Origin of the sequence: Prosthecobacter sp. (assembly GCF_029946185.1) — a bacterium.
Classification (GTDB): Bacteria; Verrucomicrobiota; Verrucomicrobiia; order Verrucomicrobiales; family Verrucomicrobiaceae; genus Prosthecobacter.
The window spans coordinates 23,292-40,350 of record NZ_JAQSEA010000138.1; the positions used below are offsets into that span (position 1 = coordinate 23,292).

At 60.2% G+C, this 17,059-nt stretch carries 15 protein-coding genes; 10 read left to right on the forward strand and 5 right to left on the reverse strand.

The window, feature by feature from the left end:
* Window positions 1-18: 18 nt before the first annotated feature.
* Both PSV43_RS11530 and PSV43_RS11535 read right to left on the reverse strand, forming a co-directional pair.
* Window positions 19-813, reverse strand: coding sequence for a DUF1080 domain-containing protein (locus tag PSV43_RS11530; RefSeq protein WP_300196912.1), 795 nt, complete (start codon window positions 811-813; stop codon window positions 19-21).
* Between the two features lie 40 nt (window positions 814-853).
* On the reverse strand, window positions 854-1,009 hold the full coding sequence (locus PSV43_RS11535; RefSeq protein ID WP_300196914.1) for a hypothetical protein: 156 nt from the start codon (window positions 1,007-1,009) through the stop codon (window positions 854-856).
* Between the two features lie 100 nt (window positions 1,010-1,109).
* On the opposite strand from PSV43_RS11535, the gene PSV43_RS11540 reads away from it, so the two are divergent.
* On the forward strand, window positions 1,110-1,904 hold the full coding sequence (locus PSV43_RS11540) for an SDR family oxidoreductase (RefSeq protein WP_300196916.1): 795 nt from the start codon (window positions 1,110-1,112) through the stop codon (window positions 1,902-1,904).
* Between the two features lie 114 nt (window positions 1,905-2,018).
* Window positions 2,019-3,308: a right-handed parallel beta-helix repeat-containing protein gene (locus tag PSV43_RS11545; RefSeq protein WP_300196918.1), complete on the forward strand. Its 1,290-nt coding sequence runs from the start codon at window positions 2,019-2,021 to the stop codon at window positions 3,306-3,308.
* A gap of 223 nt (window positions 3,309-3,531) precedes the next feature.
* On the opposite strand, the gene PSV43_RS11550 is transcribed toward PSV43_RS11545, so the two are convergent.
* Window positions 3,532-3,714 carry a hypothetical protein gene (locus PSV43_RS11550; RefSeq protein WP_300196920.1) on the reverse strand — a complete coding sequence of 61 codons (183 nt, stop codon included), beginning with the start codon at window positions 3,712-3,714 and terminating at the stop codon, window positions 3,532-3,534.
* Window positions 3,715-3,748: 34 nt separating this feature from the next.
* Here PSV43_RS11550 and PSV43_RS11555 point away from each other — a divergent pair, with 34 nt between their 5' ends.
* Entirely contained in the window at window positions 3,749-4,840 is a 1,092-nt protein-coding gene (locus tag PSV43_RS11555; RefSeq protein WP_300196922.1) for a PDDEXK nuclease domain-containing protein, read from the forward strand.
* A 31-nt stretch (window positions 4,841-4,871) separates the two neighbouring features.
* Here the strand turns inward: PSV43_RS11555 and PSV43_RS11560 are convergent, their stop codons facing one another.
* Window positions 4,872-6,002: a DEAD/DEAH box helicase gene (locus tag PSV43_RS11560; protein WP_300196924.1), complete on the reverse strand. Its 1,131-nt coding sequence runs from the start codon at window positions 6,000-6,002 to the stop codon at window positions 4,872-4,874.
* A 95-nt stretch (window positions 6,003-6,097) separates the two neighbouring features.
* Here PSV43_RS11560 and PSV43_RS11565 point away from each other — a divergent pair, with 95 nt between their 5' ends.
* From PSV43_RS11565 to PSV43_RS11595, 7 genes are read left to right on the forward strand one after another with little or no spacing between them, the layout of a single operon-like run.
* Window positions 6,098-6,955, forward strand: a complete 858-nt coding sequence (locus PSV43_RS11565) for an alpha/beta hydrolase (protein ID WP_300196926.1) — start codon at window positions 6,098-6,100, stop codon at window positions 6,953-6,955.
* 48 nt (window positions 6,956-7,003) lie between these two features.
* Entirely contained in the window at window positions 7,004-8,482 is a 1,479-nt protein-coding gene (locus PSV43_RS11570) for a sulfatase (RefSeq protein ID WP_300196928.1), read from the forward strand.
* Between the two features lie 45 nt (window positions 8,483-8,527).
* A complete protein-coding gene (locus PSV43_RS11575; protein WP_300196930.1) occupies window positions 8,528-9,994 on the forward strand; it encodes a sulfatase in 1,467 nt (488 codons plus the stop codon).
* A 6-nt stretch (window positions 9,995-10,000) separates the two neighbouring features.
* A complete protein-coding gene (locus PSV43_RS11580; protein ID WP_300196932.1) occupies window positions 10,001-11,320 on the forward strand; it encodes a sulfatase-like hydrolase/transferase in 1,320 nt (439 codons plus the stop codon).
* Complete coding sequence (locus tag PSV43_RS11585) at window positions 11,317-12,681, forward strand: sulfatase (protein WP_300196934.1); 1,365 nt, start codon at window positions 11,317-11,319, stop codon at window positions 12,679-12,681. The genes PSV43_RS11580 and PSV43_RS11585 overlap by 4 nt, the downstream gene beginning before the upstream one ends.
* Before the next feature lie 8 nt (window positions 12,682-12,689).
* Window positions 12,690-14,201, forward strand: a complete 1,512-nt coding sequence (locus PSV43_RS11590; protein ID WP_300196936.1) for a sulfatase-like hydrolase/transferase — start codon at window positions 12,690-12,692, stop codon at window positions 14,199-14,201.
* Between the two features lie 19 nt (window positions 14,202-14,220).
* The gene (locus PSV43_RS11595) at window positions 14,221-15,567 is read left to right on the forward strand and encodes a sulfatase-like hydrolase/transferase (RefSeq protein ID WP_300196938.1); all 1,347 of its coding nucleotides are present in this window, start codon (window positions 14,221-14,223) and stop codon (window positions 15,565-15,567) included.
* 107 nt (window positions 15,568-15,674) lie between these two features.
* On the opposite strand, the gene PSV43_RS11600 is transcribed toward PSV43_RS11595, so the two are convergent.
* Window positions 15,675-17,059, reverse strand: a 1,385-nt coding sequence (locus PSV43_RS11600; protein WP_300196940.1) for a sulfatase-like hydrolase/transferase, incomplete at its 5' end; no start/stop codon positions are given.

Genomic DNA, 17,059 nt, shown 5'->3' on the forward strand with positions numbered 1-17,059 from the left:
CAAGGCTGCTTTGTTGGATCACTTCTTCTCCAGCGACATCAGCTCAATCTTCCGAAACCACACCGGCTGGCCTTCGGCTTGAAGCGCGATGTGGCCGTAGCCGAGCATCACATCGCCGCCCGCTTCCACGATGTCACTCGCCGGCGCTATCTTGCAGGCCGCGTCGAGTTGCGGGCGCTGGTAGCGGAGGACTTCGACGCCGTTGATGCGGTGGATGATTTCGTCATTGCCGCGCACTTCTACTTCGGCACGCACCCATTCCTCGGTAGGAAAAGTCGGAGCGCTGGATTTGACGATGTGCTTGGTGATCAACTCTCCGCCCATCACGACATGCGTGCCGGGTGTGCAGAGATTCGCCGTGGAGCGTGGGCCTTTGCCTTCATCAGCCAGAAACTGCATCTCCAGGCTGGAGGGGAAGCCTTGATCAAAGCGCATGCTCTGCGGCGGCTGGGCATGCAGCATCACGCCGCTGTTGAGGTTCACATACTTCGGCGCGTCCGGCATCATCTTGCCGGTGAAGCGGTACTCCATGCGCAGGATGTAGTGCGAGTAGGCCAGGTTCGTGAAGAGGTGGCCGTACTGCTGGTCAAACTTGTCATAGCCGTCGTAGCTCACTTTCAGGATGCCGTCCTCCACTTGAAACGTGTTCGCATAGTTTTCACCCAGCGGCCGCTTGGCGATCTTGATCGTCCAGCCTGTCAGGTCTGTGCCATTGAAGAGAGGGATCCATTTCGGCTCGTCGGCGGCAGCGGCGGTGGTAAGCAGAAGTATCCCAGCTAGGGCGGCACTGGCAGTTCGGAGGAGATGAATCATGGAGCAAAAGGATGAGCAGGATCAAATCGGAGTCGCCACACTATTTCTTCCAGATCTTCACCTCATCCACCACGGCGTTCCGTGGCACGGAGAGCCGCAGCATCTTCTTGGTCGGATGGGCGATGCCGGGGGAGTTGAAGCTGCCAACGGCTTTGCCATCGATCGCAGCGCTGAGTTCATCGCCGGAAATTGTCACGACAAGATCATGCCATTTGCCAAAATCGAGAGCACCGCGAAATCTTGAAAAAAATGCGCGTTGCAGTCGAAACTCGCGGAAGCCTTGTTAAACTCGGCGGATGGATACACAATGGACTGACAAGAGCGTCATCGTCACTGGCGGCGGCGGTGGTATGGGACAGAGCGCGGCAAAGCGATTTGCCGACGCTGGCGCGAAAACATTCATCTTTGGCCGCACGCTGGACTCGCTGCAGGCCACAGCGGCACTATCCCCGCGCATCACCCCTATCGTGTGTGACGTCGCCGACTCCGCCAGTGTCGCTTCCGCAGTCGCGCAGGTGCTGCAGCACGGCCCCATTGCCACGCTGATCCACACCGCCGGCATCAACACCCCTGACCGCTTCATGGCGCACGCGGACCCCAGCAAGCTCGCCAGCGAAGCCAGCTGGCGCAGCGTGCTGGATGTGAACGTGATGGGCGTGGTGAACATGATCCAGGCCGTTTCCAAACCGATGTCGGAAAGCGGCGGAGGCCGAATCGTCGTCGTCTCCTCCACCGCCGGGCATGGCTTTGATTCGTTTGCCGGCGTGCCTTACACCGCCAGCAAGTGGGCCGTGCATGGCCTGCTCCTCACCGCCCGCATGCAGCTCAATGCGCATGGCATCGTCCTCTCCGAATACGCCCCCGGTGAAGCCCTCACGCCCCTCGTGGAAAAGCGCCCCGTGAAGCCCACCGCCGAGCACCGCAGCGCCATGATCCAGACGGAAGACTGCGCCGAGACGCTCTTCTTCATCGCCTCGCAGGCGCACTGCATGAGCGTCCTCCAGCTCCCCGCGTACCAGCCCTTCGGCGGCATGCCCCCGCAGATTACGGCACCGTGGCTCGAGGGGTTGGAGATTGGGCCGAAGAAGTAGCTGCTTTTATTCACCTCTTCCTCCTCCCGGGAAGTTCCAAGCCAAGGGAGGAAGAGTATGAGGAAGAATCAGACGTTGAAAAGACTTCGCTCCACTCACGTTCAATCCGTACTCATGATCCGAGCCCTGCTCCTCTTTATCGCTCTCTTGACCTTCACGGTCAAAGCCGCCGATCTCTCCGTCGCTGCTTATCCCTCGATTCAGGAGGCCCTGAATGCGAACCCGAACCGCATGCTCTTTGTGCCAGCGGGAGACTATGTGATCACTGAGAAGATCCGCATTCGTGGCGAGCGCAGCGGGTTGTTTGGTCCCGGGCGCATCATTCAGCAGAGCGCAGACCAGCCTATCATCGAAATCGAAAACGCGACGGGTGCGGAGATTCGCGATCTGACATTGACGCGGCCTGAAGGAAAGATGGAGAGCCGCAACGAAGGCATCCTCGCTATCAAATGCCGCGACCTCGTGCTCTATAATGTGCGCGTCATTGACAACCGCAGCCCTGCCGGTGCCATCACCGTGCGTGAGAGCAAGGACACGCGCATCAGCCACTGCCTCGTGCGCAACTACATGCGCGTGAGCATTGATGACCGTACCCAGAGCACGGACTGGGGCTATGCCTTCAACTGCACCGACGGCACCGGCATTAGCGTGAGCTACAGCACCGGCACGCTCGTCGAAGGCAACCGCGTCATTGAGGACAATTTCGTTCCGACTCAGGAAGTGAAGGCCAAATACAAGCTGGGCGATTATGTGAAGAAGAACGCCGTCAAAGGCGCCATCATGAGCCAGCAAGCCTGGGACGCGAACTACACCGACGCCTGGCAGCAGGGCTCCGGCATCGTGATCAATGCCCCGGAGGTGAACGACCTGACACGGGTGATCGGCAACCACATCGAGAACGCCGCGCAGGGTTTGGACATCCACGCGGACCACGTCATCGTCTCGCAGAACATCATCACCAATGCCTTCATCGGCATGAAGGCCATGCATGGCTCACGCAATGTCCTCATCACCGGCAATCAGTTTGTCCGAAACTCACTTTGGGCCATCGGCCTCATGCCCGGTGCCGCTGCGCACCCCGCCACCGACGACAAACCCGAGAACGCCGACGGCGGCTCCATCATCAGCAACAATATCATCTCCGACTTCGGCCACGGCGACGCCCACTGGATCTGGGGCGATGAACGCTCCCCCATCAAATTCGACACCGGCCAGCAGCCTGACGATCCGCCGCTCACGGATGTCATCATCACTGGCAACGTCATCCACAGTCTCGGCAAGCCCCGCTACAAATACGCCGTCATTATCCCCGGCGGCCCGAATGCGCCGCGGGGTCTGCATTTCTCGAACAACCTGTTTCATCCGGGGACAGAAGGCGTGTGCAACACGGAGCTACCAGAGTGATTCAGAAGACTCTGGCAAGTACGACAGGCACTCTTGCCTGTCGGTCAGCGGCACCGCCAATCTCCAGATAGGCACCGAGTTTCAAATTGACTGACAAAAGCGTCAGATTGCCGGGGCGACCTGACAGTGTGACTTGCAAGCTGTTGGTTTCAGCGGAGCGCTGACCGACAGACAGGAGTGTCTGTCGTACTTCAAGCCATGTTTCTCAGGGCTCCACGAATCACTACCGTCGAAACTCACTGAACCGCACCTTCAGCTTGTCTTCGAGCTGGGTGAACTGCCATTTCTCCTTGGGCGTGATCAGGGCGAGTGACAGGCCCTTCTTCCCGGTGCGAGCGGTGCGGCCGCAGCGATGGGTGTAGTATTCGAGCTGCCGGAGTGAGCGGTGATTTGCAGATGTTTTCAAATGGACGATGATGGCATGTCCGCCAATGTGAAGGATGCCGAAAAAGCTCCAGCCAGTCTCTGCCCAGAGGAAGACTGCTCCTGCGACATTGTTGCTCGCCGACATTCGCAGTCTCATTGTCTCCGCCCGCGGGCAAGTATCACGAGCAGTGGATGCGGGATTGGTCACACTCTACTGGCACGTTGGCCGGCGGATCCATCAGGATATCCTCCGACAAAAACGGGCGGAGTACGGGGCGGAGATTGTCGCTACACTGGGGACACAATTGGAAAGCGAATTTGGGAGAGGCTGGAGTGTCAGGAATCTTCACCGGATGATCCGTTTTGCAGAAGTATTTCCTGACAACCAGATTGTGACCGCACTGCGGTCACAATTGGGCTGGACGCACTTTCGTCAGATCATACCAATCGACGCCCCACTCAAGCGAGACTTCTACGCCGAGATGTGCCGCATCGAGAACTGGAGCACACGAACGCTTCAGCACAAGATCAACGGCATGCTTTTCGAGCGCACCGCGCTTTCCAAGAAACCAGACCATCTCATCAAGCAGGAATTGAAAGCCCTGCGTGAGGAGGACAAGATGACGCCTGATCTGATCTTCCGTGACCCTTACATCCTCGATTTCCTGGGGCTTAAAGACACCTATGCCGAGAAGGATCTGGAATCTGCCATCCTGCGCGAAATCGAGAGTTTCATCCTCGAACTGGGCATCGGCTTCGCCTTCCTAGAACGCCAGAAGAGAATGCAGATTGATGCACGTGATTACTACCTGGACCTGCTCTTCTACCACCGGAAGCTCAAGCGGCTCGTGGCCATTGACTTGAAGCTTGGCGAGTTTGAGGCAGCAGACAAAGGCCAGATGGAGCTGTATTTGAACTGGCTGAAACAACATGCCATGGAAGCTGGTGAAAAGCCGCCGCTGGGCATGATCCTTTGCGCCGGCAAGAGCGATGAGCACGTGCAACTGCTGGAACTGGCCAAAAGCGGCATCCATGTTGCCAGCTACTGGACCGAATTGCTGCCAAAAAAGCAACTGGAGCAAAAGCTCCATGATGCCGTCTTGAAAGCGCGATCCCGCCTACGCGAAAAACCGGCCAATCCTACCCGAAAAAGGCCGTCAGCCTGAAGGGCGCAGCACAAGATACCTCCTGTACCCACTACCTCCGAAACTCACTGAACCGCACCTTCAGCTTGTCTTCCAGCTGGGTGATCTGCCATTTCTCCTTGGCATCAATCAGCGCGAGTGACATGCCTTTCTTCCCGGCGCGAGCGGTGCGGCCGCTGCGGTGGGTGTAGTATTCAAGTTGATCAGGAAGCTGGTGGTGGATGACGAAGGACAGATCCGCCACGTCAATGCCGCGTGCGGCCACATCCGTGGCGACGACGAACTGCACGCGCTGCTTTTTGAAGGCGCGCATGACTTTGTCGCGCTCCTTCTGCATGAGATCGCCCTGCAGCACATCCACGGGCAGGCCGAGCTGGGCGAGTTCCTCATACAGCTCCATGGCACCGGCCTTGGTGCGGCAGAAGATGATGCCGCGCCGCTCCTTCTGGCGCTGGAGGAAGTCAAAGATGTAGGCGGTCTTCTGGTCGCGTTTACACAGGGCAAAGCGGTGGTCGATGTCGCGGTTCACCACATTCGCCTGATCAATCTGGATTGAGTGCGGGTTGGCGGACATGCTGCCCTTGATGAGGTCTTGGATTCCCGCCGGGAAAGTCGCGGAAAAGAGCCAGGTACTGCGCCGCATGGCCGCGAGCTTGAGGATTTCTGTGAGCTGCTTCTTGAAGCCCATGCTCAGCATCTCATCCGCCTCATCCAGCACCACATAGCGGACAAATTCCAGCGTCAGCGCGTCACGCTCGATCAAGTCGAGCAGCCGGCCCGGCGTGGCGACGACGATGTGCGTGGGGCGCTTCAGCGCGTCCGTCTGGCGGTCGATGTTGTCCCCGCCGCTGACCACTTCGATGAAGATTTTCTCAGTATATTTGGTGAAGCGGAAAAGCTGTTTGCCGATCTGCTTGGCCAGCTCACGCGTTGGCGCGAGGACGAGCCCTTGGATGTCCCGGTGCTTGGGGTTCATCTTGGTCAGCAGCGGCAGCCCAAAGGCGGCGGTTTTGCCGGTGCCGGTCTGGGCCTGCGCGATGAGATCGCTGCCGTCTTTGAGCAGAAACGGGATGACTTTGGACTGCACCGCCGTTGGGGTGACGATTCCCAGCTCCTCCAGACCACGAATCATCTCCGGTGGGATTCCGAGGGCGGCAAAAGGATGGGGGGCGGTTTCTGACATCCCCTGTCTTCCATCACGATGGGCCAGAATGCCAGTAGAATGAAACATGGACAAATCCTCAGGGAGAAGCGCGTTGCATCAGGACTCCCTCTGCCATGAAGTCTTTAACGCTGCTTTTCCCGATCTTCCTGCTCGCCAGCCATTCATCACTCTCAGCGGCCGAGAAGCCCCTCGTGCTGTGGCCAATGGGAGCCCCGGGAGCTCTAGGCACGACGCCGAAGGACATCCCGACACTGACTCCCTATGTGCCAGAGAAAGCCAGCGGCGCGGCCATGCTGCTCATTCCGGGCGGCAGCTACTCGGGCATTTATGAGGGGCAGGCGGAGCCGTTTGCGCGCTGGCTTAATGAGCAGGGCATCACCGCCTTCGTGCTGCGGTACCGGCTCGGCAGCGCGGGTTACCGTTATCCGGCGCTGCTCCAGGATGCGGTGGAGTCCATGCGGCAGATTCGTGCCAACGCCGCCCGCTGGAAAATCGACCCCGCGCGCATCGGCGTGATGGGTTTCTCCGCCGGGGGGCATCTCGTCTCCACCCTGCTCAACCGCCCTGAGGACGGCGAGATCGCTGGACGTGAACCCACCGTGAGTCCGCGGCCTGATCTTGCCATCCTCTGCTATCCTGTGATCAGCATGATCACCAAGCCGCATGCGACTTCGCGCAAGATGCTCATCGGCGACAAGCCGGACGACGAACTCGTCCGCAAGACCTCCAGCGAGCTTCAGGTTCACTCCGGCCTGCCGCCCTGCTTCCTCTGGCACACCTGCGAGGATAAACTTGTCCCCGTGGAGCATGCGCAGCTCTATGCCGCCGCGTTGCATCAAAATGACATCCCCCACGAACTCCACCTCTATCAGCACGGCGACCACGGCACCGGCCTCATCGGCACGCAGCACCCCTGGTTCGCTGATCTGGTGTTCTGGCTGAAGGCGCAAAAATGGACAACGGAACGCTGAGTTTGACTCACTGACAAAACCCCTCCTGCTTCACGTTCACTTATGAGCATGAAGTTTTTTCTCACCAGCCTTGTCCTCCTGATTTTCCACACCTCAGCGATGGCAGCGGGGCCGAATTTCGTGTGGATCATCGCGGACGACATGTCGCCGGACATCGGGGCCTACGGTTTGAAGGAGGTGAGCACGCCCAATCTCGACCGGCTGGCCGCCGAGGGGCGGCGCTACACGCGGGCCTACGCCACGGCCCCGGTTTGCAGCGCCTCACGCTCGGCCTTCATCCTCGGCTGCTATCAAACGACGACGGGACTGCACCCGCACGATGTGGAAATTCCGCAGCCGCTGGCACCGCGCTACAAACCCCTGCCGGACGTGCTGCGCGCAGCGGGCTGGTTTGTCACGAATGCTCCCGCGCCCGGCACCGTCCGCAACGGACGTGTCATTACGCAAGGCAAGACGCACTACAACTTTGCCCATGATCCCGCCAAGATGTTTGACGGGAAAGACTGGCGAAAGCGCACTCCTGGGCAGCCGTTTTTCGCGCAGTTTCAAATCACCGAGCCGCATCGCCCGTTTCCCATTCCTGCAGAGTACGACGAGGCCAAACTGAAGGCCATCCAGATCCCGCCGAACTATCCTGATCATCCGCTGGTGCGCCGCGACTGGTATGCGTATGAGCGCAGCGTCGAGGTCGTGGATCAGCGCGTCGGAGTCATCCTCGATCAGCTCAAGGAGGAGGGTGTGCTGGAAAACACCATCGTCATGTTCTTTGCCGATCACGGCCGGCCGATGCCCTGGGGCAAGCAATGGCTGAGCGTGGAAGGGCTGCAGGTGCCGCTCATCATGCGCGGCCCCGGAGTGGCCACCGGCAGTGTCGAAGAGCGGCTGGTCAGCCTCATCGACCTCGCGCCTTCCATGCTCGAACTCGCCGGTCTGCCTGTCCCGCCATGGATGGAAGGCCGGGCGATCCTCGGGCGCGAATTCCCAGAACGCAGCATGCTGTTCGCCGCACGTGACCGCTGTGGCGATGCGATGGACCGCATCCGGGCCGTGATCAGCCCGGGCTCGCTGTTTGTGCGCAATTTTCAGCCCTCCCGTTCGCACCTGAACTGGTCCGGCTACAAGGAGTCCAGCTACCCCGGCATGCCGCTGATGCGCGTGCTGAATCAATCCGGCAAGCTCAATGAATTTCAGGCCCAGTGGCTGACACCCCGCCGCGAGGCGCTGGAATTTTACGATCTCAAAGCCGATCCGCAGGGGCTGCACAACATTGCCAAAGATCCCAAGGTGGCGGACCCAATGGCGGCCATGCGCAGTGCCATGGACACCTGGATCAACACCAGTCCAGACCGTGGTGCGCAGGGCGATCCAGCCACCGAGCCACCGCTCAGTGCCATTCAGCGCTCCAAGCGCCTCGATTACGAGCGGATCTGGAAAGGCCGCGTGAAGAAAGCCCAGCCCAGCGATGCCGAACGCGTGGCTTGGTGGGAGAAAAGCTACGGTCTGTCTGCGCAGAATCCCATTCCCTGATCTCAGGCGGAAGATTGGCAGCTTTGGCTTCGTTCGCAGAGGTCCATGAAATCTGTTTTCGCTCTGTTCTCTCTTGGTCTTGCGGCAGTGTCTATGGCTGCCGATCAGCCGCGCCCAAACATCCTCTTCCTCTTCGCCGACGACCAGCGTTTTGACACGCAGAGCTGCGCGGGGCATCCCATCGTACAGACACCCACGGTGGATCATCTCGCGGCGGAGGGGGTGCGCTTCAGCAATGCGCACGTCACCACGCCCGTGTGCTGGGTCAGCCGCGCGGTGGTGCTGACTGGCCAGTGGGCACGCTCCCACTCGCAGCGGGATGCCATCCCCACCGTGAAGCCTGAGGCGCTGGCCACCATGTTCCCCGTGCTGCTGCGCTCGGCAGGCTACCGCACCGGCCACTTTGGCAAATGGCACATGATCTCGCCGCAGGGCTTCAAGCCGCAGGACCAGTATGACGAGTACGAGGCCATCGGTCGCAATCCGTATTTCAAAACCATGCCGGATGGCACAAAGCGCCACGAAACGGATCTTGTGTGTGACAAAGGCATCGAGTTCATCAAATCGCAGCCGAAGGACAAACCTTTCGCTCTGAATCTGTGGTTCAATGCGGCGCATGCCGAGGACAATGACCACCGCCCCGGCATCGGGCTCTACCCCTGGCCGCAGTCGGTGGATGGCATGTATGAAGACCGCTCCATCCCACCCGCACGTCTGGGAGACCCTGCCATCTACGAGGCGCATCCGCAGTTCCTCAAAGACTCCATCAATCGCGAGCGCTGGTACTGGGGCTACGACACGCCGGAGAAGTTCGAGACCAACCTCCGCGCCTACTACCGCATGATCAGCGGCATCGACAAAGCCGTCGCGCGTGTCCTTGCCGCATTGGAGGAGGCCGGGCTCGCGGACAACACCATCATCGTCTATTCCGGCGACAACGGCTACTACCTCGGGGACCGCGGCTTTCAGGGCAAGTGGTCCCACTATGAGGAGTCACTGCGTGTGCCGATGATCGTCTATGATCCGCGTCTGCCCAAGGAACAGCGCGGACGCGTGGTGGATGATCTGGTTCTCAATGTCGATCTGCCTGCCACCTTCATTGACTGGGCCGGCGCGAAGCGTCCAGACGCCTACCAAGGCCGCAGCCTTGCCACGCTGATCGAAGGCAAGGGCAGCGACAAACCTTGGCGCGACCATTACTTCTGCGAGCACCTCGACCTCGCGCCCACGCTCACCTGGGAAGGCATTCGCGGCCAGCGCTACGTCTATGCGCGCTACTTCGATCAGAAGCCCGCGTTTGAGTTTTTGCATGATCTGGAATCCGACCGCGATGAACTTAAAAACGTCGCCGCCGATCCCGCCCACGCCGAGGCCTTGAAGAAGATGCGGGCGCTGTGCGATGCCGAGATGAACGCACGCGGCGGCCCTATGCTGCCGCTGGACCAGCGCGGTGCCCGCAAGTTCACCCCCAACAAAAAAGGCGCGGCCAAGAAGGCCAAAGCAACCAAGTGACCGACCATGCCACGCCTGCTTTTTTTCCTGGCCTTGTGCATCATGGTGCCTTGGTCCTTTGCCGCACCGCCGAATGTGATCATCATCTTTGCCGATGATCTGGGCAGCGTGGACCTCGGCTGCTACGGAGCCAAAGATCTGCACACGCCGCATGCAGATGCGCTGGCAAAGCAAGGTGTGCGCTTCACGCAGTTTTATGCCGGTGCGCCGGTGTGCTCGGCCTCACGCGCCTGCCTGCTCACGGGCCGCTACCCGGTGCGCGCAGGAGTGCCGGGAAATGCGGCCTCCCAGCATGGGCAGAAGGGAGGGCTGCCGCCCTCAGAGGTGACGCAGGCGGAGATGTTCAAGAGCGCAGGCTACACCACGGCGCACATAGGTAAGTGGCATCTCGGTTATAATGAGGAGATGTCGCCAAATGCGCAGGGCTTTGACCACAGCTTCGGGCACATGGGCGGCTGCATCGACAACTACTCGCACTTCTTCTATTGGAGCGGTCCCAACATCCACGACCTGCACCGCAACGGCGTGGAGGTCTTCGAGGACGGTCATTATTTCCCCGATCTCATGCTGGCTGAAGCAAGCACCTTCATGGAGAAACACCGCAGCGAGCCCTTCTTCATGTACTACGCCATGAACATGCCGCACTACCCCTACCAGGGCGAGGCCAAATGGCTGGAGAAGTTCAAGGACCTGCCAATGCCGCGCAGACTCTACGCCGCCTTTGTGGCCAGCCTGGACGAGCGCCTCGGCAAACTCGTCGCCAAAGTGGATGAGCTCGGTCTGCGCGAACGCACGATCATCGTCTTTCAAAGCGACAACGGCCACTCCACCGAAGAGCGGGCGCACTTCGGTGGTGGCAGCGCGGGGCCGTATCGCGGGGCGAAGTTCAGCCTGTTTGAGGGCGGCATCCGCCTGCCGGCGATGATTTCCTGGCCGGGCAAACTGCCGCAGAATGAGGTGCGCGGCCAGATCGCCCACGCCGCCGACTGGCTGCCCACGCTCGCCGAATTGTGCGGGGTGAAAACGCCGGAGGTAAAGCTCGACGGCCACAGCTTGGTGCCCGTTCTGAAATCCGCAGACGCCGCCAGCCCACATGACGCCCTGCACTGGCAGATGGGCGACTCCTGGGCTGTGCGTGAGGGCGACTGGAAGCTCATCATCAAAGCCCGCGACACCACGAAGGGGGATAGCGGCAAGGAGCGCATTCCCGTCTTCCTCAGCCATGTGAAGAGCGACCCCGGTGAACAAACCAATCTTGCCAGCGAGAAGCCCGACGTCGTCAAACACCTTACACAACTCCACGAAACCATCTACACCCAGCCATGAAGTCTGCCTGCCTCGGCCTTGCTCTAGGTCTTTTCTCTCTCAGTCCCGCGCTCTGCGCTGCACCGCCGCACAACGTGGTCATCATCTTCGCCGACGATCTCGGCTACGGTGACCTGAGCTGCTACGGCTCGCCGACGATTCACACGCCCAACCTTGACCGCATGGCGGCAGAAGGACTGCGCTTCACAGATTTTTATGTCGCCGCCGAAGTCTGCACGCCGAGCCGTGCGGCGCTGCTCACGGGGCGTTATCCGATTCGCAGCGGCATGTGCGGCAGCAGGCGGGTGCTGTTCCCGAATTCGGCAGGCGGACTGCCCAAAGAAGAGGTGACCATCGCCGATGCGCTCAAGCAAAAAGGCTACTCCACCGCGCAGATCGGCAAATGGCATCTCGGCATTCACGAAGGTTCGCGGCCGCTCGATCAGGGCTTTGAGCACCAGTTCGGACTGCCCTACTCGAATGACATGGATGCACGGCCCGGTTTGCCCAAGGGCTCCACCGGCTCGCCCACACCGCCGGAAGATGGCTGGAACGTGGCCCTGAGCCGCGATGGGAAAATCATCGAGCAGCCTGCCGACCAGACCACGCTGACGAAACGCTACACCGAGGAGGCGATGAAGTTCATCACCGAGAAAAAGGACAAGCCCTTCTTCCTCTACTTTGCACACACCTTCCCGCATGTGCCGCTGTTTGCCTCCCCGGAGTTCAAAGGCAAAAGCCGTGGCGGCATCTACGGCGATGCGGTGGAGGAACTCGACTGGAGCGTGGGGCAGATCATCGCAACTCTGCGCGAAACGGGCCTCGCGGAAAACACGCTGGTGTTCTTCACCAGCGACAACGGCCCCTGGCTCATCATGGGCAATCAGGGCGGCAGCGCCGGGCTGCTGAAGGATGGCAAAGGCAGCACCTGGGAAGGCGGCATGCGGGTGCCGGGCATCGCGTGGCAGCCGGGGCGCATCAAACCGGGCGTCACGCATGAGCTGGCGAATTCGATGGATCTCTTCACCACCGCGCTCACTCTCGCCGAAGCGAAAAACCCCGACGTTCCGGTGGATGGCGTGGATCTCTCGCCGCTGCTGTATGAGTCCAAACCACTGCCACGGCGGCCGTTTTTCTACTATCGCGGCGACCAGCTCTTCGCCTGCCGCATCGGTGAATGGAAGGCGCACTTCCGCACGCAAACCGGCTACGGCCAGCCGAAGGCGGATGCCCATGAGCCGCCCATGCTATTTCACCTCGGACTCGACCCCTCCGAAAAACGCAACGTCGCCAAAGATCATCCCGAGGTGATCGCACAGATCGAAGAGGCCGTGAAAACGCATCAGGCCAACCTCGTTCCCGGCAAACCCCAGCTTCAGTAAAACCAGCCATGAAACCTCTCGCCCTCATCCTTTCATCCTTGTTGATTGTCGTTTCGTCATTCGCAGCTCCTGCGAAGCGGCCCAACATCCTGTTCATCCTTGTCGATGACCAGTCGCCATTTGACTTCAAGTGCTACAATCCGCAGTCGCCCCTGCAGTCACCGAACATCGACAAGCTCGCGGCGGAGGGCATGGTGTTTGATTCCGCACGGCACATGGGCTCGTTCAGCGGAGCGGTATGCACGCCTTCACGGCACATGATCATGAGCGGGCGCACCGTCTGGCATCTACCCATTGGCCCCGGCGCAAAGGATCACTGCCCGCCGAATTTGGAGCTGAACACGCTGGCCGCTGTGTTCAACCGCGCCGGTTATGACACCATGCGCACCTGCAAGCAGGGCAACTCCTATGAGGGCGCGAACAAGCAGTTCACCGTACGTCATGATGCCAGCAAACGCGGCGGCACCGACGCAAGCGGCAGCACCTGGCACGGGGATCAGGTGATGAACTACCTCGCCGAACGCGAAGCGACCAAGGATGCCGATCCCTTCCTCATCTACTACGGCTTTTCCCATCCGCATGACACCCGCGACGGCAGGCCCGAGCTGCTGGAAAAATACGGTGCCACCAATCACGCCGACCCAAACACGCTCCCGGCGTTGAACCCAAAACAACCGGCGCTACCCGCGAATTACCTGTCTGCGCATCCCTTCAACAACGGCCATGCCGACGTGCGTGATGAAGTGGAAGCCAGCGGCGTGTGGAAGAACCGCGATGAGGCAACCATCCGCAACGAGATCGGCCGCGAGTTCGCGTGCAACGAGAACATCGACATCCAGATCGGCCGCGTACTGGCCAAGCTCAAAGCCATGGGTGAACTCGACAACACCTACATCGTTTACACAGCGGATCACGGCATCGCCATCGGCCGTCACGGCCTGCAAGGAAAACAAAACCTCTACGAGCACACCTGGCGCGTGCCCCTCATTGTCAAAGGCCCCGGCATCAAGCCCGGCTCCCGCGTGCCAGGGAACATCTACCTGCTCGACACCGTGGCCACGCTCTGCGACATCGCCGGCATTCCCGCACCAGAAAGCAACGAAGGCCTCAGCTTCAAGCCGGTGCTCGAAGGCAAGCAGGACACCATGCGCGACGTCATGTATGGCGTGTACTCTGGTGGCACCAAGCCCGGCATGCGCTGCGTGAAGCAGGGCGACTGGAAGCTGATCAAATACGACGGCATGAACGGCACCTCGCGTGAGACTCAGCTCTTCAATCTCGCCGCCAACCCCGATGAATTCTTGAAAGAGCACAGCAAGACCGACCCCATGCAGACGAACCTCGCCAGCGATCCCAAGCATGCGACCAAGCTGAAGGAAATGGAGGCGCTGCTCCTCACCGAAATGCGCCGCCACAATGATCCCTACCGCCTCTGGGACCAGCCGGATGATGGCCTGACACCGCCGCCCGAGCCTGCGCCCAAGGCCAAGAAAGCGAAGAGTAAAAAGGCATCGAAATAACGACCCACGCTCAGCCACCATGAAATTCTCCGCAGTCATCCTTTCGTCATTCTTAATTCTAAGTTCGGCATTTGCGGCGGAGTCGCGTCCAAACTTCCTCATCATCTTCGCCGATGACCTCGGCTACGGTGATGTCTCGACCTACCATGCCTCGGACTGCCACACGCCGAACATCGACAAGCTGGCGGCGGAGGGCATGCTGTTTCCGAACATGCGGGCCAACTGCACCGTGTGCTCACCTTCACGCGCTGCATTGCTCACCGGGCGCTATCCAGATCGTGCAGGAGTTCCCGGCGTCATTCGCACGAACTCGGAGGATTCATGGGGCTACCTCGCACCCGGCGTACCGACGATTGGCAATGAATTGAAAAAAGTCGGCTATCACACGGCAGTGATTGGCAAATGGCATCTCGGTCTCGAATCGCCCAACACGCCAAATGAGCGCGGCTTTGATCTCTTCCACGGCTTCCTCGGCGACATGATGGACAGCTACACCACGCATCTGCGCCAGGGACATAACTACATGCGCCGCAATGCAGACGTAATCGACCCCAAGGGCCATGCGACAGACATCTTCGCAGGCTGGGCGGCAGATTTCTTTCGCGAACGAGCAAAGGAGAAGCAGCCCTTCTTTCTTTACCTCGCTTTCAACGCACCGCATTTCCCCATCGAACCTCCAGCGGAATGGTTGGCGAAGGTGAAAGCCCGCTCGCCGGAACTCTCCGAAAAACGTGCCCTCAATGTCGCACTCGTGGAGCATCTGGATGATCGCATCGGACAATTGCTCGCCGTGTTAAAAGAAACCGGCCTCGATCAAAACACCGTCGTCGCATTCAGTTCCGACAATGGCGGCTCGCTGCCGCATGCGCAGAACAACGACCCCTGGCGCGATGGCAAGACCAGCCACTACGACGGCGGCCTGCGCGTGCCCTTCATGCTGCGCTGGCCCGGCCACATCAAGGCAGGTTCACGCAGTGACTACGTCGGCATGAACTTCGACCTCTTCCCCACCTTCCTCGAACTCGCGGGCGCCAAACCCGCACCGGCGCTCGATGCCATCAGCATCGTGCCCCTGTTCAACGGCGGCACTCTCGACACACCGCAGCGCGAACTCTACTTCGTCCGCCGTGAAGGCGGCCCCGCCTACGGCGGAAAGAGCTACGAGGCGCTCATCCGTGGCGACTGGAAGCTCATGCAAAACACGCCTTACACCCCGCTGGAGCTGTACAATCTCAAAGACGATCCGCAGGAAAAAAACAACCTCATAGGCAAAGCGCCCAAAGTCTTCAGAGAGCTTGCCACCGCTCTGCGTCGGCATGTCCAGATCGGCGGCGCCACACCGTGGCAGAAGCCGGAGGTACAGTAGCCTTGTTGCTGTGCAACAAGGGACCGCTCCGCTTCGTCCACCCCACACGGTCTTTCTTGCTGCCTGCTCTTGCGGCGCACCTCCCAGTCCCACAGGAACTGGGCTACTTAACGGCTGCCATCCGCCGCAATGAGCGCATCGAGTTTAGCAATGAACTCCTGCGTCTTCTCCGGGTTCTTCGCGCTCAGATCGTTCTCCTCCCCCGGATCGTCCGGCAGAAAATAGAGCGCGTGCAGACCGGCGGCATCCTTGTGTGTTTTGACGGAGACGATGGCCTGTGATTTACCCTTTGCCTTGCTGCGCACGAGCTTCCAGTCGCCCATGCGCAGACCGAAACTGACGCCGTTGTTGTCCTGCTGCAGCAGGTGATCGCGACCCTTCGCGCCGGGCTCACCCAGCAGGGCAGGCAGCACGTTGAAACTATCACAGCAGGCAGTGGCGGGCAACGCAACGCCCGTCAGGGCGGCGAGGCTGGAAGCGAGATCAATGGTGCAGACCACCTGCTCCGAGACACCTGGCTGCACGCGGCCTTTCCAGCGGGTGATAAAGGGGATGCGAGTGCCGCCTTCGAGCACGCTGTATTTGCCCCCGCTATAAGGACCGGCAGGCTGGTGCTCGCCGAGCTTTTCCACCGCACCATCCTTGTAGCCATCATCGAGCACGGGGCCGTTGTCGGAGCACAGTACGATGAGCGTGTTTTCCGCCAGCTTGAGCCGGTCGAGCGTCTTCATGAGCTCGCCCACGCACCAGTCGAACTCCACAATGGCATCGCCACGAAAGCCGAGCTTTGTTTTGCCCTGAAAGCGTTCATGCGGCATGCGCGGCACATGAATGTCATGACCGGCAAAGAAGAGAAAGAAAGGGCCGTCCTTGTGCGCCTCGATCCATGTGTTGCTGCGCTTCACCCATTCGTCGGCAAGGTCCTCGTCGCGAAAGCGTGCCGACATGCCGCCAGTGTAAAAACCGATGCGGCCGATGCCGTTGTGGATCGTGCCGTTGTGCCCGTGCGTCCAGTCCATGCGTAGCGTGCTGCGCTGCGTGATCCCGGTGGGGTGATTTTCGTCCGGCGCTTTGTCGCCCACCCAGAGCGGGTCCGTTGGGTCGAGGTTCAGCACCCGGTGGTCGCTGACATACACCTGCGGCACACGATCATTCGTGGTGGGCAGCAGATGGCAGTGGTCAAAACCGATCTCCAGCGGGCCGGGTTTAAGCTCGCCATTCCAATCCGGCCTCGGGTCGCCCAGCCCAAGATGCCACTTGCCGATCACCGCCGTGGCATAGCCGGCCTGTTTCATGATCGATGCGATTGTGGTCGTACCCGTTTTGATCAAAGCGGGTCCGTTGGGCGGAGCCACGCCGGTGCCTTTCTGGCGAAATGCATAGGTGCCCGTCAAAAACGAAAAGCGAGTAGGCGTGCAGGTGGAGGCGGAGCAGTAACCGCTGGTGAAACGCAGCCCTTCGGCGGCAAGCTGGTCGATGTTCGGCGTCTTCA

What these genes read in the sequence shown, in the direction of transcription:
- PSV43_RS11530 (WP_300196912.1), bottom strand. Translation starts at nt 813, where the DNA reads ATGATTCATCTCCTCCGAACTGCCAGTGCCGCCCTAGCTGGGATACTT.
- PSV43_RS11540 (WP_300196916.1), top strand. Translation starts at nt 1,110, where the DNA reads ATGGATACACAATGGACTGACAAGAGCGTCATCGTCACTGGCGGCGGC.
- PSV43_RS11545 (WP_300196918.1), top strand. Translation starts at nt 2,019, where the DNA reads ATGATCCGAGCCCTGCTCCTCTTTATCGCTCTCTTGACCTTCACGGTC.
- PSV43_RS11555 (WP_300196922.1), top strand. Translation starts at nt 3,749, where the DNA reads ATGCCGAAAAAGCTCCAGCCAGTCTCTGCCCAGAGGAAGACTGCTCCT.
- PSV43_RS11560 (WP_300196924.1), bottom strand. Translation starts at nt 6,002, where the DNA reads ATGTCAGAAACCGCCCCCCATCCTTTTGCCGCCCTCGGAATCCCACCG.
- PSV43_RS11565 (WP_300196926.1), top strand. Translation starts at nt 6,098, where the DNA reads ATGAAGTCTTTAACGCTGCTTTTCCCGATCTTCCTGCTCGCCAGCCAT.
- PSV43_RS11570 (WP_300196928.1), top strand. Translation starts at nt 7,004, where the DNA reads ATGAAGTTTTTTCTCACCAGCCTTGTCCTCCTGATTTTCCACACCTCA.
- PSV43_RS11575 (WP_300196930.1), top strand. Translation starts at nt 8,528, where the DNA reads ATGAAATCTGTTTTCGCTCTGTTCTCTCTTGGTCTTGCGGCAGTGTCT.
- PSV43_RS11580 (WP_300196932.1), top strand. Translation starts at nt 10,001, where the DNA reads ATGCCACGCCTGCTTTTTTTCCTGGCCTTGTGCATCATGGTGCCTTGG.
- PSV43_RS11585 (WP_300196934.1), top strand. Translation starts at nt 11,317, where the DNA reads ATGAAGTCTGCCTGCCTCGGCCTTGCTCTAGGTCTTTTCTCTCTCAGT.
- PSV43_RS11590 (WP_300196936.1), top strand. Translation starts at nt 12,690, where the DNA reads ATGAAACCTCTCGCCCTCATCCTTTCATCCTTGTTGATTGTCGTTTCG.
- PSV43_RS11595 (WP_300196938.1), top strand. Translation starts at nt 14,221, where the DNA reads ATGAAATTCTCCGCAGTCATCCTTTCGTCATTCTTAATTCTAAGTTCG.